The sequence below is a fragment of the Streptomyces sp. NPDC051907 genome, assembly GCF_040681075.1.
Taxonomy (GTDB): Bacteria; Actinomycetota; Actinomycetes; order Streptomycetales; family Streptomycetaceae; genus Streptomyces.
In genome coordinates this window covers 1-26,480 of record NZ_JBFAYB010000065.1, presented here as the reverse complement: position 1 = coordinate 26,480, position 26,480 = coordinate 1, and the positions used below count along the sequence as shown (strand labels likewise).

General features: G+C 70.9%; 20 protein-coding genes. 13 read left to right on the top strand and 7 right to left on the bottom strand.

Annotated features, from left to right (window positions below):
- Nucleotides 1-138: 138 nt before the first annotated feature.
- The 3 genes from AB0M39_RS28210 to eccE all read right to left on the bottom strand — a co-directional run bounded on the left by AB0M39_RS28210 (nt 139) and on the right by eccE (nt 5,721).
- The gene (locus tag AB0M39_RS28210) at nt 139-3,408 is read right to left on the bottom strand and encodes an SCO5717 family growth-regulating ATPase (protein WP_365368740.1); all 3,270 of its coding nucleotides are present in this window, start codon (nt 3,406-3,408) and stop codon (nt 139-141) included.
- Nucleotides 3,409-3,703: 295 nt separating this feature from the next.
- Nucleotides 3,704-4,426 carry a hypothetical protein gene (locus AB0M39_RS28205; RefSeq protein WP_365368739.1) on the bottom strand — a complete coding sequence of 241 codons (723 nt, stop codon included), beginning with the start codon at nt 4,424-4,426 and terminating at the stop codon, nt 3,704-3,706.
- Complete coding sequence (eccE, locus tag AB0M39_RS28200; protein ID WP_365368738.1) at nt 4,426-5,721, bottom strand: type VII secretion protein EccE; 1,296 nt, start codon at nt 5,719-5,721, stop codon at nt 4,426-4,428. Before eccE ends, AB0M39_RS28205 begins: the two co-directional genes overlap by 1 nt.
- Nucleotides 5,722-5,942: 221 nt before the next feature.
- Between eccE and eccB the strand changes: the two genes are divergently transcribed.
- The 4 genes from eccB to AB0M39_RS28180 all read left to right on the top strand — a co-directional run bounded on the left by eccB (nt 5,943) and on the right by AB0M39_RS28180 (nt 9,585).
- The gene (eccB, locus tag AB0M39_RS28195; protein WP_365368736.1) at nt 5,943-7,490 is read left to right on the top strand and encodes a type VII secretion protein EccB; all 1,548 of its coding nucleotides are present in this window, start codon (nt 5,943-5,945) and stop codon (nt 7,488-7,490) included.
- Between the two features lie 19 nt (nt 7,491-7,509).
- Complete coding sequence (gene mycP / locus AB0M39_RS28190; protein WP_365368735.1) at nt 7,510-8,757, top strand: type VII secretion-associated serine protease mycosin; 1,248 nt, start codon at nt 7,510-7,512, stop codon at nt 8,755-8,757.
- Nucleotides 8,758-8,904: 147 nt separating this feature from the next.
- Nucleotides 8,905-9,243 (top strand): WXG100 family type VII secretion target, encoded by a 339-nt coding sequence (locus tag AB0M39_RS28185; RefSeq protein WP_365368734.1) that lies wholly within the window; start codon nt 8,905-8,907, stop codon nt 9,241-9,243.
- Between the two features lie 45 nt (nt 9,244-9,288).
- Nucleotides 9,289-9,585, top strand: coding sequence for a WXG100 family type VII secretion target (locus tag AB0M39_RS28180; protein ID WP_365368733.1), 297 nt, complete (start codon nt 9,289-9,291; stop codon nt 9,583-9,585).
- Nucleotides 9,586-9,671: 86 nt separating this feature from the next.
- On the opposite strand, the gene AB0M39_RS28175 is transcribed toward AB0M39_RS28180, so the two are convergent.
- Both AB0M39_RS28175 and eccCa read right to left on the bottom strand, forming a co-directional pair.
- Entirely contained in the window at nt 9,672-9,917 is a 246-nt protein-coding gene (locus tag AB0M39_RS28175) for a DUF397 domain-containing protein (protein WP_365368732.1), read from the bottom strand.
- A gap of 102 nt (nt 9,918-10,019) precedes the next feature.
- Nucleotides 10,020-13,973, bottom strand: coding sequence for a type VII secretion protein EccCa (gene eccCa, locus AB0M39_RS28170; RefSeq protein ID WP_365368731.1), 3,954 nt, complete (start codon nt 13,971-13,973; stop codon nt 10,020-10,022).
- A gap of 185 nt (nt 13,974-14,158) precedes the next feature.
- Between eccCa and eccD the strand changes: the two genes are divergently transcribed.
- The 6 genes from eccD to AB0M39_RS28140 all read left to right on the top strand — a co-directional run bounded on the left by eccD (nt 14,159) and on the right by AB0M39_RS28140 (nt 21,254).
- A complete protein-coding gene (gene eccD, locus AB0M39_RS28165) occupies nt 14,159-15,631 on the top strand; it encodes a type VII secretion integral membrane protein EccD (protein ID WP_365368730.1) in 1,473 nt (490 codons plus the stop codon).
- A 215-nt stretch (nt 15,632-15,846) separates the two neighbouring features.
- Nucleotides 15,847-16,137 (top strand): 30S ribosomal protein S15, encoded by a 291-nt coding sequence (gene rpsO / locus AB0M39_RS28160; protein ID WP_030351649.1) that lies wholly within the window; start codon nt 15,847-15,849, stop codon nt 16,135-16,137.
- A 287-nt stretch (nt 16,138-16,424) separates the two neighbouring features.
- On the top strand, nt 16,425-18,650 hold the full coding sequence (locus AB0M39_RS28155; protein WP_365368729.1) for a polyribonucleotide nucleotidyltransferase: 2,226 nt from the start codon (nt 16,425-16,427) through the stop codon (nt 18,648-18,650).
- Nucleotides 18,647-20,026: a pitrilysin family protein gene (locus AB0M39_RS28150; protein ID WP_365368728.1), complete on the top strand. Its 1,380-nt coding sequence runs from the start codon at nt 18,647-18,649 to the stop codon at nt 20,024-20,026. Before AB0M39_RS28155 ends, AB0M39_RS28150 begins: the two co-directional genes overlap by 4 nt.
- 17 nt (nt 20,027-20,043) lie before the next feature.
- Entirely contained in the window at nt 20,044-20,796 is a 753-nt protein-coding gene (gene dapB, locus AB0M39_RS28145) for a 4-hydroxy-tetrahydrodipicolinate reductase (protein ID WP_365368727.1), read from the top strand.
- 5 nt (nt 20,797-20,801) lie between these two features.
- Nucleotides 20,802-21,254, top strand: coding sequence for a hypothetical protein (locus tag AB0M39_RS28140; protein WP_365368726.1), 453 nt, complete (start codon nt 20,802-20,804; stop codon nt 21,252-21,254).
- A gap of 92 nt (nt 21,255-21,346) precedes the next feature.
- Here the strand turns inward: AB0M39_RS28140 and AB0M39_RS28135 are convergent, their stop codons facing one another.
- Together AB0M39_RS28135 and AB0M39_RS28130 are read right to left on the bottom strand one after the other, a co-directional pair.
- On the bottom strand, nt 21,347-21,895 hold the full coding sequence (locus AB0M39_RS28135; protein WP_365368725.1) for a hypothetical protein: 549 nt from the start codon (nt 21,893-21,895) through the stop codon (nt 21,347-21,349).
- Nucleotides 21,896-22,024: 129 nt separating this feature from the next.
- Nucleotides 22,025-22,264, bottom strand: coding sequence for a hypothetical protein (locus tag AB0M39_RS28130; protein WP_365368724.1), 240 nt, complete (start codon nt 22,262-22,264; stop codon nt 22,025-22,027).
- A gap of 186 nt (nt 22,265-22,450) precedes the next feature.
- On the opposite strand from AB0M39_RS28130, the gene thyX reads away from it, so the two are divergent.
- From thyX to AB0M39_RS28115, 3 genes are all read left to right on the top strand, one after another.
- Nucleotides 22,451-23,188, top strand: coding sequence for an FAD-dependent thymidylate synthase (gene thyX, locus AB0M39_RS28125; protein WP_365368723.1), 738 nt, complete (start codon nt 22,451-22,453; stop codon nt 23,186-23,188).
- A gap of 239 nt (nt 23,189-23,427) precedes the next feature.
- Entirely contained in the window at nt 23,428-24,327 is a 900-nt protein-coding gene (gene dapA / locus AB0M39_RS28120) for a 4-hydroxy-tetrahydrodipicolinate synthase (RefSeq protein ID WP_365368722.1), read from the top strand.
- Between the two features lie 134 nt (nt 24,328-24,461).
- A complete protein-coding gene (locus AB0M39_RS28115; protein ID WP_365368721.1) occupies nt 24,462-26,147 on the top strand; it encodes a ribonuclease J in 1,686 nt (561 codons plus the stop codon).
- Nucleotides 26,148-26,480: the final 333 nt, after the last annotated feature.

Here is a 26,480-nt window from a genome sequence, read left to right as displayed (position 1 = left end):
TTGGTGAAGCGAAGGTCTATCAGCGCCGGTCAAGTCGAGTCAACGGCCCGTCAGACCCCGTGTGGGCTGCGGAAATACGCTGAGGGCCCGCACCGTGGGAGACGGTGTGGGCCCTCATTGGTCGAGACCTCTGCAGCGTTACTGCTGAGGGGCTGGCGGCGCCTGTCCGGGCTGCTGCGGAGGCCATCCGGCGGGCGCCCCGGGACCCTGCGGATCGGGCTGCTCAGGAGATGCGGGCTGATTGGGCTGACCGGGGTAGGCGGCCTGTCCGGGAGCACCCGGGTGGCCGGGGTACGCGGCGCCGGGGAAGCCCTGCTGGCCCGGGTGGGCGCCCTGGCCGGGAGCGCCCGGCTGGCCGGGGTAGGGCTGCGGCTGCGGTCCGGGCTGGCCGGCGACCGGGGGGCCGGCCGGGCTCGCCGGGGACTGCGCCTGCGAGGGCGGCGACTGCTGCCAGCCCTGCGGCGGATAGGGCTGCTGGGGCGGCTGCGGTCCGCCGTACGGAGGCTGCGGCTGCTGCGGCGGATACGGCTGCTGCCCGGGCGCGCCGGGCTGGCCCGGCGCCTGGGGCTGGCCCTGCCACTGCGGCTGGCCCTGCGGCTGCGGCTGGCCGCCGTGGCTCGGCATCGGGGGCGCCAGGTGCGGCGGAGGATTGCCGTCCGCCGTCCACAGGCCCTGCTGCTGCTGAGCGCGGACGAAGTCCTCCGCGATCAGCGCCGAGAGGTTGAAGTACGCCTCGCGGGTCTTGGGCCGCATCATGTCGAGGTCGACCTCGGCGCCCGCCGACAGGTGCTCGTCGAAGGGCACCACGATCACTCCGCGGCAGCGCGTCTGGAAGTGCTGCACGATGTCGTCGACCTTGATCATCTTGCCGGTCTCGCGGACTCCGGAGATGACCGTCAGCGAGCGCTGCACCAGGTCCGCGTACCCGTGCGCCGACAGCCAGTCCAGCGTCGTCGACGCGCTGGAGGCGCCGTCGACGGACGGCGTGGAGATGATGATCAGCTGGTCGGCCAGGTCCAGGACGCCGCGCATCGCGCTGTAGAGCAGACCGGTGCCGGAGTCGGTGAGGATGATCGGGTACTGCTTGCCCAGCACGTCGATCGCGCGCCGGTAGTCCTCGTCGTTGAAGGTCGTCGAGACGGCCGGGTCCACGTCGTTGGCGATGATCTCCAGACCGGAGGGCGCCTGCGAGGTGAACCGGCGGATGTCCATGTACGAGTTGAGGTACGGGATCGCCTGGACCAGGTCGCGGATCGTCGCCCCGGTCTCACGGCGCACCCGGCGGCCGAGCGTGCCCGCGTCCGGGTTGGCGTCGATCGCCAGGATCTTGTCCTGCCGCTCGGTGGCCAGCGTCGCGCCGAGCGCGGTCGTGGTCGTCGTCTTGCCGACGCCGCCCTTGAGGCTGATGACCGCGATCCGGTAGCACGACAGCACCGGCGTGCGGATCAGCTCGAGCTTGCGCTGCCGCTCGGCCTCCTCCTTCTTGCCGCCGAGCTTGAAGCGGGCGCCGGCGGAGGGGTTGCGGCTGGACTTGGCCTTCTGCTTGTTGTTGCGCAGAAGGCGGTCGGAGGAGAGCTCGACGGCCGCGGTGTAGCCGAGCGGGGCGCCCGGCACGGAACGCTCGCGCTGGTCGTGCGCGACTGGCGTGGGCCAGGCGGCCCCGGCACGCGGATCGGCGGGCGGGCCGGCCGGAGCCTGGCCCTGGTTCTGGCCCTGGTTCTGGGGCGTGGGCTGCGGCTGGCCCTGCGGCTGGGGCTGCTGGGGGCTCTGGGGCTGGGGCTGGTGCGGGTGGCTCTGCTGCGCGGGCAGGCTGGGGGTCTGCGTGTGCGCCTGCGCCTGCGGCGGTACGGGCGCGTTCGCGCCGGGCTGCGGGAAGCCGTAGCCGCCCTGGGGGGCCTGGGCGTTCGCCTGGCCACCCTGCTGCGGGAAGCCGTATCCGCCCTGCGGGGTCTGGGGGGCTTGCGGGGTGGGCTGGCCGGGAGCGCCCGGCTGGCCCGGCTGCGGGAAGCCGTATCCGCCCTGCGGGGCCTGGGCGTTCGGCTGGCCGGGCTGGCCACCCTGCTGCGGGAAGCCGTAACCGCCCTGCGGGGTCTGGGGGGTCGGCTGGCCCGGCTGGCCGGGCTGGGGGAAGCCGTAACCGCCCTGCGCGGTCTGGGGAGCCTGCGGGGCGGGCTGGCCGGCCTGCGGGAAGCCGTAACCGCCCTGGGGAGCCTGGGCGTTCGGGTCCGGCGTCGCGGGCGGCAGCGGCGCGGCTGCGGCCGGCGTCTGCCAGGCGGGCGCGGACTGCGGGGTGGTCTGCGCAGGCAGCTGAGGCTGCGGCTGGTGCTGCGGGTGGCCCTGCGGCGGGGCGGACTGCTCCGCCGTCTGCGGGGACGGGGGCCACTGCTGCGCCGGCGCCGGAGCGGCCGGCTGGAAGGCGGGCGGCAGCGGAGGCAGTCCGGAGTCCTGCGGGGAGTTCTGGGCGGGCGGCGTCTGCGCCCAGGGCTGCACGGGCGCCGGCGCGGGCGGAGCGTCCTGGGGCTCGTCGGCCGGGACCGCGTCCTGCGGCACGGCGTCGGCGGGCGCCACCGGGGCGTGCTGCGGCACGGCGTCGGAAGCGGCCTCGGGCACCGGCTCGGGCGCGGCCTCCTCGCGGGGCTCGGCGTCGTCCTCGACGTCCTGGGCTGCGACGTCCTGAGCCTCGGCCTCCTGGCCGGAGTCCGTCCCGGCGGCGGAGTCTTCAGCGGCTGCGGACTCGGCCACCGCGGGCTCGGGCTCGGCTACGGGCTCCTCGGCCGGGGCCGGCTCGGCGACGGCGTCGACGACGGGCGCGGGGGCAGGGGAGGCAGGCGTCTCGGGCCCGGCGGCGGCGGGCTCCTCCGCGGGCACCGGGGCCGCTGCGTCCTGGGCCGCGGCGAGCTCGGCCATCTCACGCTTCAGCGCGGCCGGCGAGAACCGCATGGTCGCCCCGCTCTCCAGATCGCCGCCCCCGAAGGGCTCGGCGGCGGGCGCGGGCGCTGGAGCCGGAGCAGCCTGAGGCGCCGGCTCGACGGCGGCAGGCGGCGGCGTCGGCTCAACGGGAGCAGGCACCGCGGGCGAAGGAGCAGGCACCGCAGGAGCAGGAGCAGGAGCAGGAGCAGGCGCTTGAGCCGCGGCCGGCGGCTGCGCAGGCGTCCAGTTCGGCTCGTAGCCACTGCCCGCGGGCAGCCCCGGCACGGCCACCGGCGCGGTGTTCGGCGGCGGCGGAGGAGGCGACTGCTGACCCGCCGCCCCGCCCGAGACGTCGGCGCCCGACGCGTTCTGCGTGTACCAGGCCGGCGGGGTGTAGTCGATGGTGAACTCACCCGTCAGCTCGGCGGGCTCCGCGTCGGACTGATCATCGACGGGAACGTTCCAGCCCCCGTGGATCTCGTCCCGATCGCCGTTCACTTTGCCTCCTGGTGTGGTCCAGCACCCTTGTGCCGTGGTGGGTGGGGGCGACGGCACTCTGCCGACCGGCCCGGCTCTCCCTCTGGGACGCCGTGAGCACGCCCGAGGTTCTTGTGCCGCTCCCTGACCCACCCTAATCGTCATCAACGTTCGTCCGGCAGGCCCGTACACCCCACGTCCGGTGTCCCGTACGTCACGCCCTGCCCCCAAGTAATGCGGGTACGGCAGAGCGTGAGGGAACCGAGGGGTGAACGGGGGGTCAAATAGGGACGACTCTGTACGGAATCGGGGACGCTCAGTCCATCCGTCGGGCACTGCCCAACAATCCGGTCTCGGCGTCCGTGGCCTGCGTCATGACGAACTGCCGGTCCCGCGGCGTGCACCAGAGAGTGACCCCGTCCGCGAGCGTCGACAGCGCCTCCGACTCGGCCCGCGGGAGGTGCATGATGCGCCCGATCTGCTGGGCCTCGTCCGGCGAGACCCGCTGGACGCCGACCAGACCCGACTTCTCCATCAGCCGCGGCGCGACCGGGCTCAAGTAGGGGAGCAGCGTCACCACCGACTGCCACGGAGCCGAGACCACCCGGCCGCGCGGCGGCCGCATCCCGCAGTCGCGCACCACGACCACCGGGCTGCCGGCCGATGCGCCCTGCGGCGGCACGCGCCCCACGTCGTGCAGCGCGATGCACTGCTGTCCGCCGCCCGCCGCCTGTGCGAGCGCCGTCCAGGCCGGGGCCCGGCCCGTCTCGACGGTGACCCGCGCGCCGGTGGCGGCCGCGCGCAGCGCGAGCACCTGCGCCGTCCACAGCCCGCCGATGAGCGTGACGTCGTACGGAGTGGGGCGGTTGATGCCGAGAACGGCGGGTCTGTTCTCGGCGTCCACGCCGATGACCACGCCGTCGTCGCCGACCGGCAGCGCGAGCGCGGTCAGCTGGTCGACGGACATGGCGTGCCGGTCCCGGCGCGGTCCTATCAGTCCGAAGCCGATACGCGGCTTCGCGGCAGGTGCGGCAGACATCAGCGAGCTCCCCCGAGCGGCAGTGTGGCGAGCATCCCGGGCAGCTGCTCGCGGTCGAGTCGTACCAGCCCGGTCTTTATCCCGCGGGCGGCGCGCTCCAGTTCGTGGCGTGCGGCGACCAGTTCCTCGTCGCTGCGGCCGGTGATGCGCACATGGCCCGTCACGGTGACGCCCTGCCGGTCGCCGTGCCCCAGCGTGAGGCTGAAGGTCGTGGCGAGCGCGGGGATGGACGTGAGCAGTGCGACGAGCTGCGGCATCGGCGCTCCGCCGCCGCCCAGTTGGGGCCAGCGGCCCACCCAGTACGTGGTGTGCCTGCGGTCGTCGACGCGCCAGGTGCGGGAGGTCTCCTGGGTGCGCCGCGCGGGCGCGTCCGCACGGCCGGCCTGCGCGATGGCCATGGGGCTGGCGCAGGAGGAGGTGGCGACGGCCGCCGTCAGCTCCTGCTCGGTCAGCACGGTGGCCCGGAACCCGGCGCCGGTCAGCCGGCTCGCCAGCTGGTCCGCGGCCCGCACCAGACACTTCTGCGCGCCCTCGAGGCCGCCGCCGCGGGCGGCGACCGCCTCGCTGCACAGCTCGGGGTCGAGCTTGAGCGCGATCCAGGTGATGCGCAGCGCGGGCGACCCGGTCTGGGCCTGCAGCGGCGCGTAGTTGCGCGCGGCCACCGACTGCTCCGGCAGATGCGGGGCGGGCGCGGGCTGGGTGTGCTGGACGATCTGCGCCGACTCCAGCCGTACGCCGTCGACGTCCATCACGTCCCGTACGAGCGTCATGGGCAGCGGACGCGCGGTGCGGTCCGGCCGCAGCGCCGTGGCGTCCGACTCGACCTGGAGGACGGCGGTCAGGAAGGTGCCGTCGCCGATCATGCCGACGGGACGGCGGTCGCGGTCGCTGAACGTGTAGGTGCGCAGGGCGGGATCGCACTCGACGGCGGGCGCGAGGCCCGGCTCGGTCTCGGGCGGCAGGACCAGCGCCGCGGCCCTGCGCCTGCGCGAGCGGAGCGCGAAGACGGTCGCGAGCCACTCGGGGAGCGAGCGCCGGTGTCGGCGCACCAGCGCGAGGAGCACCAGCAGCACGGCGACCACGCCTGCGGGCGCCAGCAGCAGCGGGTCGACGACCCAGGCGACGAGCAGCAGCGCGGCCGCGATCTCGATCAGTACGAGCTGTTGCAGTCGGAACGATCCGAAGTGCCCGGGCCGCGCCCGCAGTCGGGGAGCGGCCGGTGTCCGGGGCGTCGCGGCGGGCCCTGCGGGGGCCTGGCCGCGGCCTGCGGGACGCACCCGCGTCGCGGAAGCCATTATTTAGGCACCCCCCGGTTCATTAGGCCCCAATTCATCCCGATCACCCCTGTCCGGCCCCGCCCAGCAAGGCTTCTGGCGGTTGGATCACCCTACCCGCCCCACACCCACCATCGATCAACAGGCATAGTAGGGGGCCGGTCCGACTACCAGGGCCCGGGGACCGCGCTCACCACAAGGTCCCCTCGGGGAGACAGTGCCTTCTTTACCAATGGGGACTCATGGCATCACGGCGGGATGAGCTCAACGCATACACCTTTGCGAAGAAGCGCACGGTGGCGGCATTCCTCCAACCCTCGCCCGCAGGCACGGAGGAGGGGGCGCCCCGCCCCCTGCGCGCGATCGTCCCCGGACTGATCGTGGGCGCGCTGATCCTCGCGGGCTTCGGGGCGTACGGGATGTTCAAGCCCAAGGCCCCCAAGAACTGGGCCAAACCCGGCACCAACGTCATCGTCGGCAAGGACTCCACCTCGCGCTACGTCGTGCTCTCGACGGGCAAGGGAAAGAGCAAGAAGGTCCTGCTGCACCCGGTCCTCAACCTGGCCTCCGCCCGGCTGTTGCTCACCCCCGAGCAGTTCAAGGTCATCACGGTCAGCGACGACATCCTGGACGCCGGAGAGCCCCCGCGCGGCCCGATCCTCGGCATCCCGTACGCACCCGACCGGCTGCCCAGCGACAAGGAGGCGGCCAAGTCCAAGCGCTGGGCGGTCTGCGAGCAGCCGGGCGGCGGCAAGGGCGGCGCCGTACAGAAGGCGACCTTCGTCTTCGGCGAGCGCGATCTGAAGCTCACCGAGGGCGAGCAGAAGCTGAGCGGCGGACAGGTCCTGTACGTCAAGGGGCAGAAGGACCAGGCCCGTTATCTGGTGGACGCGTCCGGCACCAAGTACCTGGTGCGCGGCACCGAGACCGACGCCGACTTCCTCACCCGCGCGCTCGTCGGCGACCGGGTCGAGCCGCAGTCCGTCACCGACGACTGGCTGGCGACCCTGCACGACGGCAGCCCCGTCGACTTCCCGCTGATCCCGGGGACGGTCGGCGCCGCGGCCGGCGTCGGCGGCGGGCTCAAGCCCGAGCAGGACAAGGTCGGCATGGTCCTGCAGGCGCAGACCGGCGCGGGCCGGGTCTACTACGTCGTTCTGCAGGGCAAGGTCCAGCCGGTCTCCGAGTTCACCGCCTGGCTGCTCATCAACTCCCCGCAGACGCTCAAGCTCAATATGCGCGGCGAGGCGACCAGCGTCGACGTGGCCTCCTTCGCCCCGGACGACGAGGTCTTCGGCGCGCAGTACCGCTGGCCCGCCCTGAAGGCCAAGCAGGTCAACTCCGCGAGCGGCGACCGCGACACCGTGTGCAGCGTGCTGCGCGGCGTCGACGACAAGGGCCGGACGACCCTGTCCACCTGGGCCGGCTCCGAGTACCCCGCCCAGATCACCGCGGGCGGCACCAGCACGTACGTCACGCCCGGCTCGGGTCTCCTCTACACCCAGGTCCGCGGCAAGCAGACGAAGCCCGACGGCTCGCTGTTCCTGGTGACCGACACCGGGCTGCGGTACGCGGTGCAGGCCAACGGCGACAGCGACGCGGAGCGCTCCGACATCGGCGCGGGCGACCAGGAGCAGCAGCAGGACGGCCGCCCCGAGCCCAGCCAGGCCCAGATCCGGCTCGGCTACGGCAAGATCGTCCCGTCTCTCGTCCCGATCGTGTGGTCGGAGTTCCTCTCCAAGGGCCCGCGGCTGGACACCAACAGCGCGCGCCAGCCGCAGGGTTCGTGACGAGGGAGTGCGAGGACCGATGCTCCACCTCGGCAGGAAGACCGCTCTGCTGGCCGCCGCGACAGCCCTGACGGGGCTGGCGGCGGCGGCCCCGGCCGCGTACGCCGACGACGTCCCGCGCGAGCTGACCCTCGACGGCAGCGGCGAGTGCACCTTCCCGATGAAGAAGCAGATCGAGGGGATCCCCTGGCAGCTCCAGCGGGTTTTGCTCGACGAGCTGTGGCAGGACACCAAGGGCAAGGGCGTGCGCGTCGCGGTCATCGACACCGGCGTGGACAACGACAACGTCCAGCTGAAGACGGCGGTCGACGCCTCCGCGGGCGCGGACCTGCTCAAGCCCGACAAGGACGCCGGCTCGGACGACAAGCGGGGCAAGACCGACGGCACCGTCGACGAGGTCGGCCACGGCACCAAGGTCGCCGGCATCATCGCCGCGCGCCCCCGCGAGGGCACCGGCTTCGTGGGCCTGGCCCCCGAGGCGACGATCATCCCGATCCGGCAGAACGACGAGAAGAACAGCGGCAACGACAAGACGATGGCCGCCGCGATCGACCACGCGATCGCCAAGAAGGCCGACGTCATCAACATTTCGCAGGACACCACCAAAACCCTCGCGGCCGACTCGACGCTGGGCAAGGCGGTCCAGCGGGCGATCAATGCGAAGGCCGTCGTGGTCGCCTCCGCCGGCAACGACGGCATGGACGGCAAGCTCAAGAACACCTACCCGGCGGCCTTCCCGGGCGTGCTGGCCGTCGCCTCCTCGGACCGCAACAACGAACGCGCCGTCTTCTCCCAGGCCGGCGACTTCGTCGGCGTCGCTGCCCCCGGCGTCGACGTCGTCTCCACCGTCCCCGGCAACGGCCAGTGCGTCGACAACGGCACCAGCTTCTCCGCGCCGTACGTCGCCGGCGTCGCGGCGCTGCTGAAGGCCAAGTACCCCACGTGGTCGGTGGCGCAGATCGTCGCGCAGATCGAGCAGACCGCGGAGCGCAGCATCAACGGCCGGGACGACTACGTCGGCTGGGGCGTCGTCGACCCGGTGCGCGCCCTGGACGGCGACGAGGGCCCGATCGACGCCCCGCGCGCGGACCCGGGACCGCCCAAGCCGCCCGCGCCGGAGCCCGCGCATCTGGCGATGAGCGAGACCCCGCAAGAACGCAACGAGCGCTATGCAACCTACGCGTTGGGAATCGGCGTCGTAGTGGTTGCGGTGATCGCTGGTACGGCCACAGTCATCCGGGACACCCGGCGCAAAAGGGCCCAGTGAGCCAAGTCTCCATACGCTTCTTTGCAGTTGGAACTGTCGTATGGAGTGGATAGAGTGACAGTAGGACTCGGTGAGGGCTGAGTCCGGCACGGGGGCGGCATCCAATCGGCTTCCGTCTACAGCGCCGTCGTAGAGAGAAGGGGCAAGATGTCGGGTCAAGATCTGAATGTAACCAGTGGCAAAATCGGAGAACTCTCCGGCAAGATCGACAATTACCAGCGGAACGTGGGGGATCGCATCGGCGACCTCAACCGCGTGGTGAACCTCATCGAGTCCGGCTGGAAGGGCTCGGCGAAGGGGCAGTACGACGAGGTTCAGAACCGCCTGAACCAACGGCTCAAGAGCCTTCAGCAGGACCTCGAGAACCTGCAGAACCTGGTGAAGATGAGCGCCGACGGGTTCGACGAGGAAGAGCGCCGCCGCCTGGCCTCGTTCTCCAACATGGAGACGTCCAACGGCAAGTCCAGCGCCATCCTGGACATGTGAGCCGTCCGCACCCCTTCCGCTGAACTTCGTCACTAGGAGCAAAGAATGACCACTGCCGTCAATTACGACACAGTGACCCAGGCGGCACGCGACACCATCAAGACCGCCTCGGACCTGAAGGAGCAGCTCAGGGTGCTGCTCGGCCACGTCAACGCCGTCGCCAGCGAATGGAAGGGTGAGGCCCGCGAGGCCTACATCGCCATTCAGGCCCAGATCGACACCGACATGGACGGCCTGACCCAGGACCTGCACACGATCGCGCGCCTGCTCGGCGACGCCGTCGTCGGCTACCAGGACACGGACAAGGGCAACGCCGCGCGGTTCCGCATGATGATGGGCTGACCCAGACCACAGCAGAACCCAGTCCACAGCAGAGGGGGGCTGCCCGCACCAGCGGGCAGCCCCCCTTGCCGTGTCCGTGCAACCTCCTACTGGAGGTCGAACTCCCCGTCGCGCGCGCCCAGCACGAACGCGCGCCACTCCGCCTCCGTGTAGCGCAGGACCGTGTCCGGGTCCAGGGACGAGCGCATCGCCACCGCCCCGCCCGGCAGGTGCGCGATCTCCACCCGCTCCTCGTCCTGGCGCGTGCCGGGCGCGCCGAGCCACTCCACCCCCGAGATGTCCAGGGCGTACAGCTCTTCCTTCTGGCGTTCCTTCTCGCTTGCGTCAGCCATCGGCGCGGTCCCTCCCACAGATACGACGAACGAGGTGCGCGACCACAGTACTCGGTGGGCTCCGGCGGCCTTGACGACCGCCGGAACCTGTGCAGCGCCGGCTCAGCGGTCCGGCAGCCAGCCCACCTGCACCAGCGGAGCGCCCCGCTTGCGGGAGACGAACGTGCCGCGCCCCGGAGGCATCGGCCGCGCCCGGACGTTGCCCAGGATGTCGCCCTCGCTCGGGTCGCCCGACAGGATCAGACCCTGCGAGCCCAGCTCCTTCATCCGCTGCATGAACGGCTCGTACATCGCACGCGAGGCGCCCGCCGCGCTGCGCGCGACGATGAAGCGGATGCCGACGTCGCGGGCGAAGGGCAGATGCTCCACCAGCGCCTGCAGCGGGTTGCCGGAGTTGGTGGCGACCAGCTCGTAGTCGTCGATGACCACGAAGAGCTGAGGGCCCGTCCACCAGCTGCGGTCGCGCAGCTGCTGCGGGGTGATGTCCGGCTTCGGCGCGCGCTTCTTCATCAGCGTGCCGATGGCGTCCATGTGGACCTCCATCGCCGACGACATCGGCGCGTACTCCAGCAGGTGCGAGGAGGGCACGCCCTCCAGCATCGTGCGCCGGTAGTCGCCGACCACGATCCGCGCCTGGTCCGGGGTGTAGCGCTCGGAGATCTGCTTGGCCATGAGCCGCAGCAGATTCGTCTTCCCGGACTCGCTCTCGCCGAAGATCATGAAGAACGGGTCGGTCTCGAAGTCGACGAACACCGGCTCCAGGTTCGTCTCGTCGATGCCGATCGCGATGCCGTGCTGCGGGTACTCGAAGCCCTTCGGCAGCTGCTCGGCCGGGAGGCGGCGCGGCAGCAGCCGGATCGCCGGCGCGGGCTGGCCCGCCCAGCTCGCCTTGGCCGACTGGACGAAGGCGGCCGTGCCCTCCGAGAGGTCGCCGGCGTCGCTGACCGAGTCGATGCGCGGCAGAGCCGTCATGAAGTGCAGCTTCTCCGGCACCTGACCGCGACCGGGGACGCCCGCGGGCACGTTCGCCGCGACCTTGCGGTCGAACTCCGAGTCCATCGTGTCGCCGAGCCGCAGCTCCAGACGGCCCAGCATCTGGTCCTTGAGCGCGGCGCGCACCTCCATATAGCGGGCGGCGGTGATGACGACGTGGACGCCGTAGCCGAGACCCCGCGCGGCGAGGTCGTTGACGACCGGCTCCAGCATCTCGTAGTCGTTCTTGAAGCCTCCCCAGCCGTCGATGACGAGGAAGACGTCTCCCCACGCCTCGCCGGGCAGCTCGCCCGCGGCGCGCTTGCGCCGGTAGGTGGAGATGGAGTCGATGCCGTTGGCGCGGAAGAACTCCTCGCGCCGGTTGAGCACGCCGAGCACCTCGGCGACCGCGCGGCGCACCCGCTCCGGGTCCAGACGCGAGGCGATGCCGCCGACGTGCGGCAGGTCGGCGAGCGAGGACAGACCGCCGCCGCCGAAGTCCAGGGCGTAGAACTGCACCTCGCTCGGCGTGTGCGTCAGCGCGAACGACGAGATCAGGCTGCGCATCAGCGTCGACTTGCCGGACTGCGGACCGCCGACCACCATCATGTGGCCCGCCGCGCCGGAGAAGTCCCGGTACAGCACCTCGCGCCGCTGCTCGAAGGGCTTGTCGATGAGTCCCAGCGGGACGACGAGCCCGCCCGGGCGCGTGTACTCGGTCGCCGTCAGACCGCGGTCCGCGGTCGGCGCTAGACCGGGCAGCAGCTGGTCCAGCGTGGGCGCCTGGTCCAGCGGCGGCAGCCACACCTGGTGCGCGGGCACGCCCTGGCCCTCGAGCCGGCGCACGATCACGTCGAGCACCGTGTCCGCGAGCGCGTCGTCGTCGGAGGAGCGCCGGGCGGCCTGCGCGGCCGGGTCGGGCGCCGCGTACACCACCGGCACCGGCGCCGCGGTGAACAGCACCGGGCGGCGCTCGATGGGCAGCTGGCCCACCGACAGATCGGGACCGCCGGTGCGGTAGGTGCCCGAGACGTACGCCGCCTTGAAGCGGGTCATCTCCTCCGTGCCGAACTTCAGATAGCCGGAGCCGGGCACCGAGGGGAGGTGGTACGCGTCGGGCACGCCGATCGCCGTGCGCGACTCGGCCGCCGAGAAGGTCCGCAGACCGATCCGGTACGACAGGTAGGTGTCCAGGCCGCGCAGCTTGCCCTCCTCCAGGCGCTGCGAGGCGAGCAGCAGATGCACGCCCAGCGAACGGCCGATCCGGCCGATCTGGATGAACATGTCGATGAAGTCGGGCTTGGCGGTGAGCAGTTCGGAGAACTCGTCCAGCACCAGGACCAGCGAGGCCAGCGGCTCCAGCGGCGCCCCGGCCGCACGCGCCTTCTCGTAGTCGTGGATGTTGGCGTAGTTGCCCGACTTGTGCAGCAGCTCCTGACGGCGCTGCAGCTCGCCGCGGATCGCGTCGCCCATACGGTCGACGAGCGTGAGGTCGTCCGACAGGTTGGTGATGACGGCGGCGACGTGCGGCATCTGCGACATGCCCGCGAAGGTCGCGCCGCCCTTGAAGTCCGCGAGGACGAAGTTGAGGGTCTCCGAGGAGTGCGTGACCGCGAGGCCCAGCACCAGCGTGCGCAGCAGCTCCGACTTGCCGGAGCCGGTCGCGCCCACGCACAGACCGTGCGGGCCCATGCCCTCCTGCGCGGCCTCCTTGAGGTCGAGCATGACGGGCTGGCCGTCCTCGCCGACGCCGATCGGCACCCGCAGCCGCTCCGCGACCGAGCGCGGCCGCCAGGTGCGGGCCACGTCGACGCCGGCCGCGTCGCCGAGGTTCAGCAGATCCGTGAAGTCCAGGTTGGCGAGCAGCGGCTCGTCGTCGTCGCCCCCGCCCATCCGCAGCGGCGCGAGCTGACGCGCCAGCGCCTCGGCGGCCGGCAGCGATATCCCGTCCGGCACGCCCTCGTACGCCACCCGGCTGCCCATCTCCAGCCGCAGCCGCCCCGGCCGCACGACCACCGAGAGGCCGCCGCGCGGCTCGTCCAGATCGCCGGAGACCACCTCGACGATGGTCACGCCCTGCAGGCCCTCGGCCGCCGCGAACAGCGAGTCCGGGGGCACCATTCCACCGTCCAGCACCACCACGATGTGCGGCTGGTCCATGACCGGGTTGTTGTCCCGGCTGAACCGCGGCCTGCCGTCGAGGCGGCTGAGCAGCAGCTGCTCCAGCTCGCCGAGGTCGTCCCCGAACAGCCGCTTGGAGCCCGCGCCGTCGATCGGTCCTGGCGCCTGGGAATGCGGCAGCCACTTCGTCCAGTCCCAGCGCTCGACCGCGCCCGGCGCCGCCACGACGGCGACCATCAGGTCCTCGGGGGAGTGCAGCGTCGCCAGCTGGGAGACCAGCGCCCGCGCCGACGACTGCGCGGACTCCGGGTCGCCGGAGACCGTCACGTGGTAGAAGGCCCGCATCGAGACCGCCATCGGCAGCCCGTCCAGCGAGCCGTGCACGGCGAGGAACTGCTGCATCGCGCCGGCCGCCAGCGGCTCCAGCTCGTCCACCGGCGCGGTGTCCGGCGCGACCAGCGGGGTCGACAGCTGCTGCGCGCCGAGCCCGAGGCGGGCCTGCGCGAAGTCGTTGTCGCCCACCCGCCGTTCCCACACCCGCGAGCCCTCGGCCACCACGGACCACAGCTGTTCGGGCGCGGGGTGCAGATACAGCTGGGCGTCGCGCTGCTTGCGCGCGGTCTTGCGGACCGTACGCCGCGTCTGCGCAAGGTATTTGAGGTAGTCGCGGCGGACATCTGCCATTTGCCCCTGCGTACCGCGCCGGTGTCTGACGACCTGTGCGACGACCATCGCCAGGGTCGAGATCAGCATCAGCACGCCCATGATGCGCATGAACGGCGGTGCCTGCGGCGAGAAGAAGAAGACGACCGACGAGCCCATGCCGAGGACCGGCAGGATCTGCATCAGCATGCCCTCCTGCTGACCCCTGGGCAGCTCCGGAGGTGCTTCCAGAGTCAGTTGCTCAGTGGGCACTTCAGGCGGCAAAGACCTCGGCGGGCGTTTCACGACGATCTGGCTCACCGGAGCATCAATCCCTCGATACGTACGGAAGACGGACGTGCAAATTCCGCACCGGCGCCCCCGTGACTGCCTTTGCTGCGGACTTCCCTCCGCGCGACGGTGATCCTACTTGCAGACCCATCCCCGGTGTCCCGGTAGGGTGGCGCGCGCATCGTGCGCAACCGCGAATCAGGGGGTCCAGACACGTGAGTACGACCGCAGCGACCGGCTTCTGCCGCGTCACCGTCGTGGCGCCAGACAGCCGTATCGATGTCGCTCTTCCCGAGGACATCGCCGTCGCCGACGTCTACCCGGAGATCCTCCGCCTCACGGGCCAGACCCAGGCCGCGGGCGCCCCGACCGGCTACCACCTGGTGCGCCGCGACGGCACCGTCCTCGACGGAGCGCGCACGCTCGCCGCCCAACAGGTCCTGGACGGCGAGGTGCTGAGCCTGCGCCCGTTCGCCCAGTCGCTGCCGCCGGCGGTCTTCGACGACGTCTCCGACGCCGTGGCCTCCGCCGTGGTGCGCGACCGCCACCTGTGGAGCGACGAACTGCTGCGCGCCGCCGGCCAGGTCGGCGGCGTCATGCTGCTCGTCCTGATGGGCTTCGTGCTCTGGTTCGCCGACCCCCTCCGCCACGACATGCACAGCCTGCCCGGCATCATCGCCGGCGCGGGCGGACTGCTGCTGACCGCCTTCGCGGGCGTGCGGGCCCGGGTCTACGCCGACCGCGCCACCGCCGTCGCCCTCGGCCTGGGCGCGCTGCCGCTGCTGCTCATCGCCGGCTCCGGCATCATCGGCGCGGACGCCGGCGCGGGCCCCGGCAAGCTCCAGTTCCTGCTCGGCTGCGTCGCCGTGCTGGTCGCCTCGGTCACCCTCGTCGCACTGACCCCCAGCGGAGACGCGCCCTTCGTCGCCACCACCTTCCTCAGCGCCGTCGGGACCCTCGCCACCTTCCTGGCGATCGTCACCGAGTCCTCCGCCACCGAGACCGCCGCCGTCGTCGCCCCCGTCGCCATCGGCCTGGTCGCCTTCCTGCCCGGCCTCTCGGCCCGCTTCGCCCGGCTGCCCATCGGCTACGCCTCCCCGCGCAGCGCCGCCGACGACGACTTCAACGCCGACCCGAACGAGACCCCCGAGGCCCAGCCCGTCGACGGCGAGCGCATCGCGCTCCAGGCCCGCCGCGGCCACGAGATGCTCCTCGGCCTGGTCGGCGGCTGCGCGGCCGTCGTCGTCGCCTGCGCGGCCGTGCTCGGCTTCTCCGACAGCGTGTGGGCCCAGCTCCTCGCCCTCGGCGCCGGACTGGCCATGCTGATGCGCGCCCGGCTCTTCCGCTACACCTCGCAGGTCGCCTGCGCCCTGGTGGCGGGCCTGGCCGCCATCGCGCTGCTGGTGCTCGGCCTCTCCCTGAACCCGCCGGTCGACCTGGTCAAGGATCTGGTGATCTACGGGGACCGCGCCGGCCTGGACATCCGTACGATCTGGCTGACCGCCGCGGTCGCCGCCGGCGCCGCCCTGGTCACCGCGATCGGCCTGGTCATCCCGAAGAAGGGGCTGTCCCCCTTCTGGGGCCGGCTGCTCGACCTGACCGAGGGCGCGGTGCTGCTCTCGCTGGTGCCGCTCTGCCTCGCGGTCCTGGACGTCTTCAACGCGGCCCGCTCGCTGACCAGCAAATAGAGCCCGCCGGCCCGGTCCGGCCGCGTCGCCCCGTCCGGGCGGACGGCAGGGGGCACCCGGGTTGCTGGTACTCTGTGTGACGGCCGTTTGTATACGCGCTTCTGGATCATCTGGGAGCCGCGCTCATCGGACCTTCGCCTCCGAGTCACGGAAGCTCCCCTGAGACCAAGACCAGGGGCACTCGTGGGCGCATCGAACACCAAGAGGAGTACCGAGTGTCTCTCGACGCCGCTACGAAGAAGCAGATCATGACCGAGTTCGGCACCAAGGAGGGCGACACCGGCTCCCCCGAGGTCCAGGTCGCGATGCTCTCCCGCCGCATCTCGGACCTGACCGAGCACCTCAAGACCCACAAGCACGACCACCACTCCCGCCGTGGTCTGCTGATCCTGGTCGGCCAGCGTCGCCGCCTGCTGCAGTACCTGGCCAAGAAGGACATCCAGCGCTTCCGTACGCTGGTCGACCGCCTCGGCATCCGCCGCGGTGCGGCCGGCGGCGCCAAGTAAGACGCCGTGAAGGGAGCGGTTCCCACACTGAGGGGGCCGCTCCCTTCGCCGTTTGTGCCGTAGCTGTACGTGCGCGATCCCGCGCGGGCCAATTAGTCTGGTCGCACAGAGCAACAACAGAACGAGGAGAAGCCGCCTCCCCGCCGCCGGTCCTCGGTAGTGGCCCCCGGAGAGCAAACCCCGGGTGCTTCGATCGAAGACCGGCCCGCAGAAGGAGCGCTTCTCCGCCACCGTCCTCCGCCACACGGGCGAGCGGACGAAAGACGAACGCATCGGAGAAAACGCTAGTGGAGAACGAGACCCACTACGCCGAGGCCGTTATCGACAACGGTTCCTTCGGCACCCGCACCATCCGCTTCGAGACGGGCCGCCTGGCCAAGCAGGCCGCCGGCTCCGCCGTCGCGTACCTGGACGACGACACCATGGTGCTGTCGGCCACCACCGCTTCCAAGAAGCCCAAGGACCAGCTCGACTTCTTCCCCCTCACGGTGGACGTCGAGGAGCGGATGTACGCAGCCGGGAAGATCCCCGGCTCCTTCTTCCGTCGTGAGGGCCGGCCCTCCGAGGACGCGATCCTCACCTGCCGCCTCATCGACCGCCCGCTGCGCCCCTCCTTCAAGAAGGGCCTGCGCAACGAGATCCAGATCGTCGAGACGATCATGGCGCTCAACCCCGACCACCTGTACGACGTGGTCGCGATCAACGCCGCCTCCTGCTCCACGCAGCTGGCCGGCCTGCCCTTCTCCGGCCCGATCGGCGGCACCCGTGTCGCCCTGATCAAGGGCCAGTGGGTCGCCTTCCCGACGCACACCGAGCTCGAGGACGCCGTCTTCGACATGGTGGTCGCCGGTCGCGTCCTGGAGGACGGCGACGTCGCGATCATGATGGTCGAGGCCGAGGCCACCGAGAAGACCATCCAGCTGGTCAAGGACGGCGCCGAGGCTCCCACCGAGGAGGTCGTCGCCGCCGGTCTCGAGGCCGCGAAGCCCTTCATCAAGGTGCTGTGCAAGGCCCAGTCGGACCTCGCCGCCAAGGCCGCCAAGCCCGAGGGCGAGTTCCCGGTCTTCCTGGACTACGAGGACGACGTCCTCGAGGCGCTCACCGCCGCCGTCAAGGGCGAGCTCGCACAGACGCTCACCATCGCCGGCAAGCAGGAGCGCGAGTCCGAGCTGGACCGCGTCAAGGAGATCGCCGCCGAGAAGCTCCTCCCGCAGTTCGAGGGCCGCGAGAAGGAGATCGGCGCGGCCTACCGCGCGCTGACCAAGAAGCTGGTCCGCGAGCGCGTGATCAAGGACAAGGTCCGCATCGACGGCCGTGGCGTCACGGACATCCGTACGCTCGCCGCCGAGGTCGAGGCCATCCCGCGCGTGCACGGCTCGGCGCTGTTCGAGCGTGGCGAGACCCAGATCCTGGGCGTCACCACCCTGAACATGCTCCGGATGGAGCAGCAGCTGGACACCCTCTCCCCGGTGACCCGCAAGCGCTACATGCACAACTACAACTTCCCGCCGTACTCCGTCGGCGAGACCGGCCGCGTCGGCTCCCCCAAGCGCCGCGAGATCGGCCACGGCGCGCTCGCCGAGCGCGCCATCATGCCGGTGCTGCCGTCGCGCGAGGAGTTCCCCTACGCGATCCGCCAGGTCTCCGAGGCGCTGGGCTCCAACGGCTCGACGTCCATGGGCTCGGTCTGCGCCTCCACCATGTCGCTGCTGAACGCCGGCGTGCCCCTGCGGGCCCCCGTCGCCGGCATCGCCATGGGCCTGATCTCCGAGGAGATCGACGGCCAGACCCACTACGTCGCCCTCACCGACATCCTCGGTGCGGAGGACGCCTTCGGCGACATGGACTTCAAGGTCGCCGGCACCAAGACCTTCGTCACCGCGCTCCAGCTCGACACCAAGCTCGACGGCATCCCCGCCTCGGTCCTGGCCGCCGCGCTGAAGCAGGCCCGTGACGCGCGTCTGCACATCCTGGACGTCATGAACGAGGCCATCGACGTCCCGGACGAGATGTCCCCGAACGCCCCGCGGATCATCACCGTCAAGATCCCCGTGGACAAGATCGGCGAGGTCATCGGCCCCAAGGGCAAGATGATCAACCAGATCCAGGAGGACACCGGCGCCGACATCACGATCGAGGACGACGGCACGATCTACATCGGCGCCGCCGACGGCCCGGCCGCCGAGGCCGCCCGCGCCACGATCAACGGCATCGCCAACCCGACCATGCCGGAGGTCGGCGAGCGCTACCTGGGCACGGTCGTCAAGACCACGACCTTCGGTGCGTTCGTCTCCCTGCTCCCGGGCAAGGACGGCCTGCTCCACATCTCGCAGATCCGCAAGCTCGCCGGCGGCAAGCGCGTGGAGAACGTCGAGGACGTGGTGGCCGTGGGCGCCAAGGTCCAGGTCGAGATCGCCGAGATCGACTCCCGCGGCAAGCTCTCCCTGATCCCCGTGATCGAGGGCGAAGGCGCCGACGAGACCGACGAGAACAAGGACGACGCTGCCAAGTGACGTCGCGTAGTTCCACGACGACGGCCCGCACCTCCTCGGAGGCGCGGGCCGTCGCCCGTACCCAAACCCTGCTCAAGGGCAAGGACGGCATCGGCACGGTCCGCCGCACCGTCCTCCCCGGCGGCCTGCGCGTCGTCACCGAGACCCTGCCGTCCGTCCGCTCCGCCACCTTCGGGATCTGGGCGAACGTCGGCTCCCGGGACGAGACGCCCTCGCTCAACGGCGCCACGCACTACCTCGAGCACCTCCTCTTCAAGGGCACGCACAAGCGCTCCGCCCTCGACATCTCCTCGGCGATCGACGCGGTCGGCGGCGAGATGAACGCCTTCACGGCGAAGGAGTACACCTGCTACTACGCACGGGTGCTCGACACCGACCTGCCGCTCGCCATCGACGTGGTCTGCGACATGCTCACCGGCTCGCTGATCCTCCAGGAGGACGTCGACGCCGAGCGCGGCGTCATCCTCGAAGAGATCGCCATGACCGAGGACGACCCGGGCGACTGCGTGCACGACCTGTTCGCGCACACCATGCTCGGCGACACCCCGCTGGGCCGGCCGGTCCTCGGCACCGTCGACACCGTCAACGCGCTCACCGCGGACCGCATCCGCCGCTTCTACAAGAAGCACTACGACCCGACGCATCTGGTCGTGGCAGCCGCGGGCAACATCGACCACGCGACGGTCGTACGCCAGGTCCGCCGGGCGTTCGAGAAGGCCGGAGCCCTGTCCCGTACGGACGCCGTGCCCACCCCGCCCCGCGACGGGCGCCGCTCCCTGCGCACCGCGGGCCGCGTCGAGCTGCTGAACCGCAGGACCGAGCAGGCGCACGTCGTCCTCGGCATGCCGGGCCTGGCCCGCACCGACGAGCGCCGCTGGGCGCTCGGCGTGCTCAACACCGCCCTCGGCGGCGGCATGTCCTCCCGCCTCTTCCAGGAGGTACGGGAGAAGCGGGGCCTGGCCTACAGCGTGTACTCGTACACCTCCGGCTTCGCCGACACCGGCCTGTTCGGCGTCTACGCGGGCTGCCGCCCCAGCCAGGTCCACGACGTGCTGAAGATCTGCCGCACCGAGCTGGACCGGGTCGCCGCGGACGGTCTGTCGGACGAGGAGATCGGCCGCGCCGTCGGCCAGCTCTCCGGCTCCACCGTCCTCGGCCTGGAGGACACGGGCGCGCTGATGAACCGCATCGGCAAGAGCGAGCTGTGCTGGGGAACGCAGATGTCGGTCGACGACATGCTGGCGCGGATAGCCGCCGTCACCCCCGACGAGGTGCGCGAGGTGGCCCGCGAGGTGCTGGGACAGCGCCCGTCCCTGTCGGTGATCGGCCCGCTGAAGGACAAGCAGGCCGACCGCCTGCACGAAGCGGTCTCCTAACCCTTTAAGGAAGTGCAATGAGCAAGCTGCGCGTGGCCGTTCTCGGCGCCAAGGGCCGCATCGGCTCCGAGGCCGTACGAGCCGTCGAGGCCGCCGACGACATGGAACTGGTCGCGGCGCTCAGCCGGGGCGACAGCCTGGACGCCCTCGTGGACGCCGGCGCCCAGGTCGTGGTCGAACTGACCACGCCCGACTCGGTGATGGCCAACCTCGACTTCTGCGTGGGCCACGGCATCCACGCGGTGGTCGGCACCACCGGCTGGAACGACGAACGCCTCGCGCAGCTCGACGCCTCCCTCGCCGCGTCCCCGGGGACCGGAGTGCTGATCGCGCCGAACTTCTCCATCGGCGCGGTCCTCACCATGAAGTTCGCGGCGCAGGCCGCGCGCTACTTCGAGTCCGTCGAGGTCGTCGAGCTGCACCACCCGAACAAGGCGGACGCCCCCTCCGGCACCGCTGCCCGCACGGCCCAGCTGATCGCCGCGGCGCGCGCCGAGGCCGGCTGCGCCCCGCAGCCCGACGCCACGGTCACCGCCCTGGACGGCGCCCGCGGCGCCGACGTCGACGGCGTCCCGGTCCACGCGGTACGGCTGCGCGGCCTCCTCGCCCACCAGGAGGTCCTCCTCGGCGGCGAGGGCGAGACGCTCACCATCCGGCACGACTCCCTGCACCACAGCAGCTTCATGCCGGGCATCCTGCTCGGCGTGCGCCGTGTGGTGTCCGCCCCAGGCCTCACCTTCGGCCTGGAAAACTTCCTCGACCTGGACTGACGGTCATGGGCGGAAAGATCACGTACTTCTTCCTCGCCACGGTGCTGGTCCTCGTCTTCGGCGTGGTGGCGCTGGAAGGCGTGCTGCTCCTGCTGACCGGGGAGCCGGCCGCGATGGGGATGGGCGCGGTGGCGTTCCTGCTGCCGTGCGTGGGGGTCTGGTTCCTCTGGCACAACACCAGCTTCGCGCGCAACGCCCACCGGCTCGCGCGCGAGCTGGAGGCCGAGGGCGGCCTCCCGGCGGAGGAGGCGCGGCGCACGGCGGGCGGGCGCATCGACCGCGACGCGGCCGACGAGATCTTCGCCCGGCGGAAGGCCGAGACGGAGGACTCCCCGGACGACTGGCGCTGCTGGTTCCGTCTGGCGGTGGCCTACCACGACGCCCGGGACACCCCGCGCGCCCGCAAGGCGATGCAGAAGGCGATCACCTTGCGGCAGTCCACCCCGTCGGGCGTGTGAGGGCGGCCGCGGCACTCCGGCCGGTCGCGGCACTCTGGGCGCGATGAGGAGAGCGGTGAGGAGAGCGGGGGCGCGGCCTGGCGGCGGCGCCCTCAGTTCTCCCGGTACTGCGAGCCCCACGCCTCCACCGAGTCCGCCGCCCGGTCGAACGCCTCCGCGCGCGACAGGAAGTCGGCGTTGTGGTCGGTGAGCAGCTGCAGCGGCTCGCCGCTCGGCCGCTGGAGCACGAGCGCCTGGCCCTGCACCGTTCGGGGCAGCCCCAGCCAGCGCACCGGCTGCTGGACGGTCCGCACGGCCGTGGCGTCGTTCCAGGGCAGCGTGGACGTGGTGAAGAAGGCGACGTGCCGCAGCCCGTGCCGGCTGACCCAGACGCCCATCCGCAGCAGCCGCAGCGCCGAGCAGATCAGCACGAGCCCGATGCCGAGGCAGGCTCCCGCGCCCGGCAGGGCCCCGGCGAAGGCGATGATCATCGCGGCGAGGAGCACGAACGACGAGAGCAGCAGCGACAGCGCCGCCGCCCCGACCCGCCAGGGGCCTGGGCGGTACGGACGCCGCCAGCGGTCGTGGTCGTCGAAGGGCAGCGCGACGTCGTCCGCAGCCGTGTCGAACGCACGGTCGGCCGTCAGGAAGGGCAGGGGCACGACTGAACCTCACTCACCAGCACACACTCGATTGGGCTGTGCCCGGTGAGGCTATCGAGGCGGCTGCCGACCGACCACCCCAGGGGGCCAGGGGGGTGCGCCCCGGCCCGAGGGCGGTCGGGGGGCGAGTCAGCGGCCGTCGGACGCCTCGGAACGCTGCGAATGCGCCGCCGACTGGCCGGTGTCCAGCGCGGGAAGCCCGAAGAGCAGCGAGCCGACCAGCCCGGACACGACGGTCAGCCCGACCAGCGTACGGCCCATGAGCTGCGACACGCTGGGACGTTCGCGGGGCGGGGGAGTGACGTTACTGCGGAAGCGGTCGGACTCGGCGACGAATGCGAACGGGACGGCCTCCGGCCGGCGGAACATCAGGGACACCTCTTGGCTCTCGTGACGGGATGGTTCTACTGGTACAGACGAATCCCGAGGCCATTCGGTGCCTGAATTCGCCGAATTGACCAAAGAACCCCTCGGACGGCCGCCCGGTCCGTCGCCGTCGGCGCCGCGCCGTAGAGTGGGCGCCGCCCGAGCGATGCAGATGGAAGGACCCCGCCGGTGACCGACACCCCCGCCCAGCCCAAGCCGAGCTTCCGCAGCGAAGTGACCGTCGAGCTGGTCAAGCACACCGCCGGCGACTCGGACGTGCTGTGGGCCGCCCGCGTCTCCACCGCGGGCGAGCAGTCCCTCGACGAGCTCTCCAAGGACCCGGAGCGCTCGAAGGGGCTCATCAACTACCTGATGCGGGACCGCCACGGCAGCCCCTTTGAGCACAACTCGATGACCTTCTTCATCAGCGCCCCGATCTTCGTCTTCCGCGAGTTCATGCGGCACCGCGTGGGCTGGTCGTACAACGAGGAGTCGGGCCGCTACCGGGAGCTGGAGCCGGTCTTCTACATCCCGGACGCGTCGCGCAAGCTGGTCCAGGAGGGCCGCCCCGGCAAGTACGTCTTCGTCGAGGGCACCCAGGCCCAGCAGGAGCTCACCGGCCGCGCGATGGAGGACTCCTACCTCCAGGCGTACGAGGCGTACCAGGAGATGCTGGCCGCGGGCGTGGCCCGCGAGGTGGCCCGCGCCGTCCTGCCCGTCGGCCTGTACTCCTCGATGTACGCCACGTGCAACGCCCGCTCGCTGATGCACTTCCTCGGCCTGCGCACCCAGCACGAGCTGGCGAAGGTCCCCTCGTTCCCGCAGCGGGAGATCGAGATGGTCGGCGAGAAGATGGAGGAGCGGTGGGCCAAGCTCATGCCCCTCACCTACGCCGCCTTCAACGCCAATGGTCGCGTCGCTCCATAAGCCTCCGCTGCCTCGGCTGCCACAGCCGTCACTGCCGTGCCGGCTCTGCGGCACTGGTGTACGGATCAACCTCGCGAAGTGTCCGCATTGCGGTGTTTCATGAAGTTCATCTAGGCTGATCAAACGGACCCGGCACTGCTTGAACCCCCGAGCAGGCAGTGCCGGGCTCCTCATTACACGGCGTACGTCACGTCCCCCGAGGGGACACTGTGCGCTGAGCAGCGAGTAGCGTGTTACCCATGGCTCCGATCTCCACTCCGCAGACCCCCTTCGGGCGGGTCCTCACCGCTATGGTCACGCCTTTCACGGCGGACGGCGCACTCGACCTGCCCGGCGCCCAGCGGCTGGCCGCCCATCTGGTGGACGCAGGCAACGACGGCCTGATCGTCAACGGCACCACCGGCGAGTCGCCGACCACCAGCGACGCGGAGAAAGACCTGCTCGTACGAGCAGTACTGGAAGCGGTCGGAGACCGAGCCCACGTCGTCGCCGGAATCGGCACCAACGACACCCGCCACAGCCTCGAGCTCGCCCGTACGGCCGAGCGCGCCGGCGCACACGGCCTGCTCGCCGTGACGCCGTACTACAACAAGCCCCCGCAGGAGGGCCTGTACCGTCACTTCTCGGCCATCGCCGACGCGACGGAACTGCCCGTCATGCTGTACGACATCCCGGGCCGCAGCGGCGTCCCGATCGACACCGAGACGCTCGTACGCCTCTCGGAGCACCCCCGGATCGTCGCCAACAAGGACGCCAAGGGCGACCTCGGCCGCGCCAGCTGGGCGATCGCCCGCTCGGGCCTGGCCTGGTACTCCGGCGACGACATGCTCAACCTCCCGCTGCTCTCGGTCGGCGCGGTCGGCTTCGTCTCCGTCGTCGGCCATGTCGTCACCCCGGAGCTCCGCGCCCTCCTCGACGCCCACCTCAACGGCGACGTCCAGAAGGCCACCGAGATCCACCAGCGGCTGCTCCCCGTCTTCACGGGGATGTTCCGCACCCAGGGCGTCATCACCACCAAGGCGGCACTGGCCCTCCAGGGCCTCCCCGCCGGCCCGCTCCGGCTCCCCCTGGTGGAGCTCTCCCCGGAGGAAACCGCCCAGCTCAAGATCGACCTTGCTGCCGGCGGGGTACAGCTCTAAATACACAGACTTCATAACTGAATACGTGAAGAACGCCGGCCCTCACGGCCGGCGCACAGACAACAGCAAGTGCACGAATGTCATGTACGCCACGTGCCATCGCGGTACGTGGCGTGCGTGGTGAGGAGAGTCTTTTGAGTCATCCGCATCCTGAACTCGGCGCCCCGCCGAAGCTTCCCAAGAACGGCCTGCGCGTCACCCCGCTCGGCGGGCTCGGCGAAATCGGCCGGAACATGACCGTCTTCGAGTACGGCGGCCGCCTGCTGATCGTCGACTGCGGCGTCCTCTTCCCGGAGGAGGAGCAGCCCGGCATCGATCTGATCCTGCCGGACTTCAGCTCCATCCGGGACCGCCTCGACGACATCGACGGCATCGTGCTCACGCACGGCCACGAGGACCACATCGGCGGCGTCCCCTTCCTGCTCCGCGAGAAGGCGGACATCCCGCTGATCGGCTCCAAGCTGACGCTCGCCCTGATCGAGGCGAAGCTGCAGGAGCACCGCATCCGCCCGTACACCCTCGAGGTCACCGAGGGCCACCGCGAGCGCATCGGCCCGTTCGACTGCGAGTTCGTGGCGGTCAACCACTCCATCCCCGACGCGCTGGCCGTCGCCATCCGCACGCCTGCGGGCATGGCGGTCCACACCGGCGACTTCAAGATGGACCAGCTCCCGCTGGACGGCCGCCTCACCGACCTGCACGCCTTCGCGCGACTGAGCGAGGAGGGCATCGACCTTCTTCTCTCCGACTCGACGAACGCCGAGGTCCCGGGCTTCGTCCCGCCGGAGAAGGACATCTCCAACGTCCTGCGCACGGTCTTCGCGAACGCCCAGAAGCGCATCATCGTGGCGAGCTTCGCCAGCCACGTCCACCGCATCCAGCAGATCCTCGACGCCGCCCACGAGTACGGACGCCGTGTCGCGTTCGTCGGCCGCTCGATGGTCCGCAACATGGGCATCGCCCGTGACCTGGGCTATCTGAAGGTCCCGGCGGGCCTGGTCGTCGACGTCAAGACGCTCGACGACCTCCCCGACCACGAGGTCGTGCTGGTCTGCACGGGCTCCCAGGGCGAGCCGATGGCGGCCCTGTCCCGAATGGCCAACCGCGATCACCAGATCCGGATCGTCCAGGGCGACACCGTGATCCTGGCGTCGTCGCTCATCCCGGGCAACGAGAACGCGGTCTTCCGCGTGATCAACGGCCTGACCCGCTGGGGCGCGAACGTCGTCCACAAGGGCAACGCCAAGGTCCACGTCTCGGGCCACGCCTCCGCCGGCGAGCTGCTGTACTTCTACAACATCTGCCGGCCGAAGAACCTGATGCCGGTCCACGGCGAATGGCGTCATCTGCGCGCCAACGCCGAGCTCGGCGCCCTGACGGGCGTCCCGAAGGACCACATCGTCATCGCCGAGGACGGAGTCGTCGTCGACCTCGTCGACGGCAAGGCCCGGATCTCCGGCAAGGTCCAGGCGGGCTATGTGTACGTCGACGGCCTCTCGGTCGGCGACGTCACCGAGGCGTCCCTCAAGGACCGCCGCATCCTCGGCGACGAGGGCATCATCTCGGTCTTCGTGGTCGTGGACAGCAGCAGCGGCAAGATCGTCGGCGGCCCGAACCTGCACGCTCGCGGCTCCGGCATCGAGGACTCGGCGTTCAGCGGCGTGGCGCCGAAGATCGAAGAGGTCCTGAACAAGTCCGCGCAGGACGGCGTGGTCGAACCTCACCAGTTGCAGCAGCTCATCCGCCGCACGGTGGGCAAGTGGGTGTCGGACAACTACCGCCGACGTCCCATGATCCTTCCCGTCGTCGTCGAGGTCTGACGAGCGACGATCCTGGAGCGGGCCGCTCGATTTGCATCGGGCGGCCCGCTCCAGTACGTTTACGGCTCCACCTGAAGGGAACGCGGCACACTCGTGTGTCTGAACGGGACCGAAACAGAGTGGAAATTCCGACTCAGAATCTCTGATAAAGTCGGAGTCGCCGGAAAGGGAAACGCGAAAGCGGGAACCTGAAAGGCACCGAGGAAATCGGACACGAAAGAGTCTGATAGAGTCGGAAACGCAAGACCGAAGGGAAGCGCCCGGAGGAAAGCCCGAGAGGGTGAGTACAAAGGAAGCGTCCGTTCCTTGAGAACTCAACAGCGTGCCAAAAAT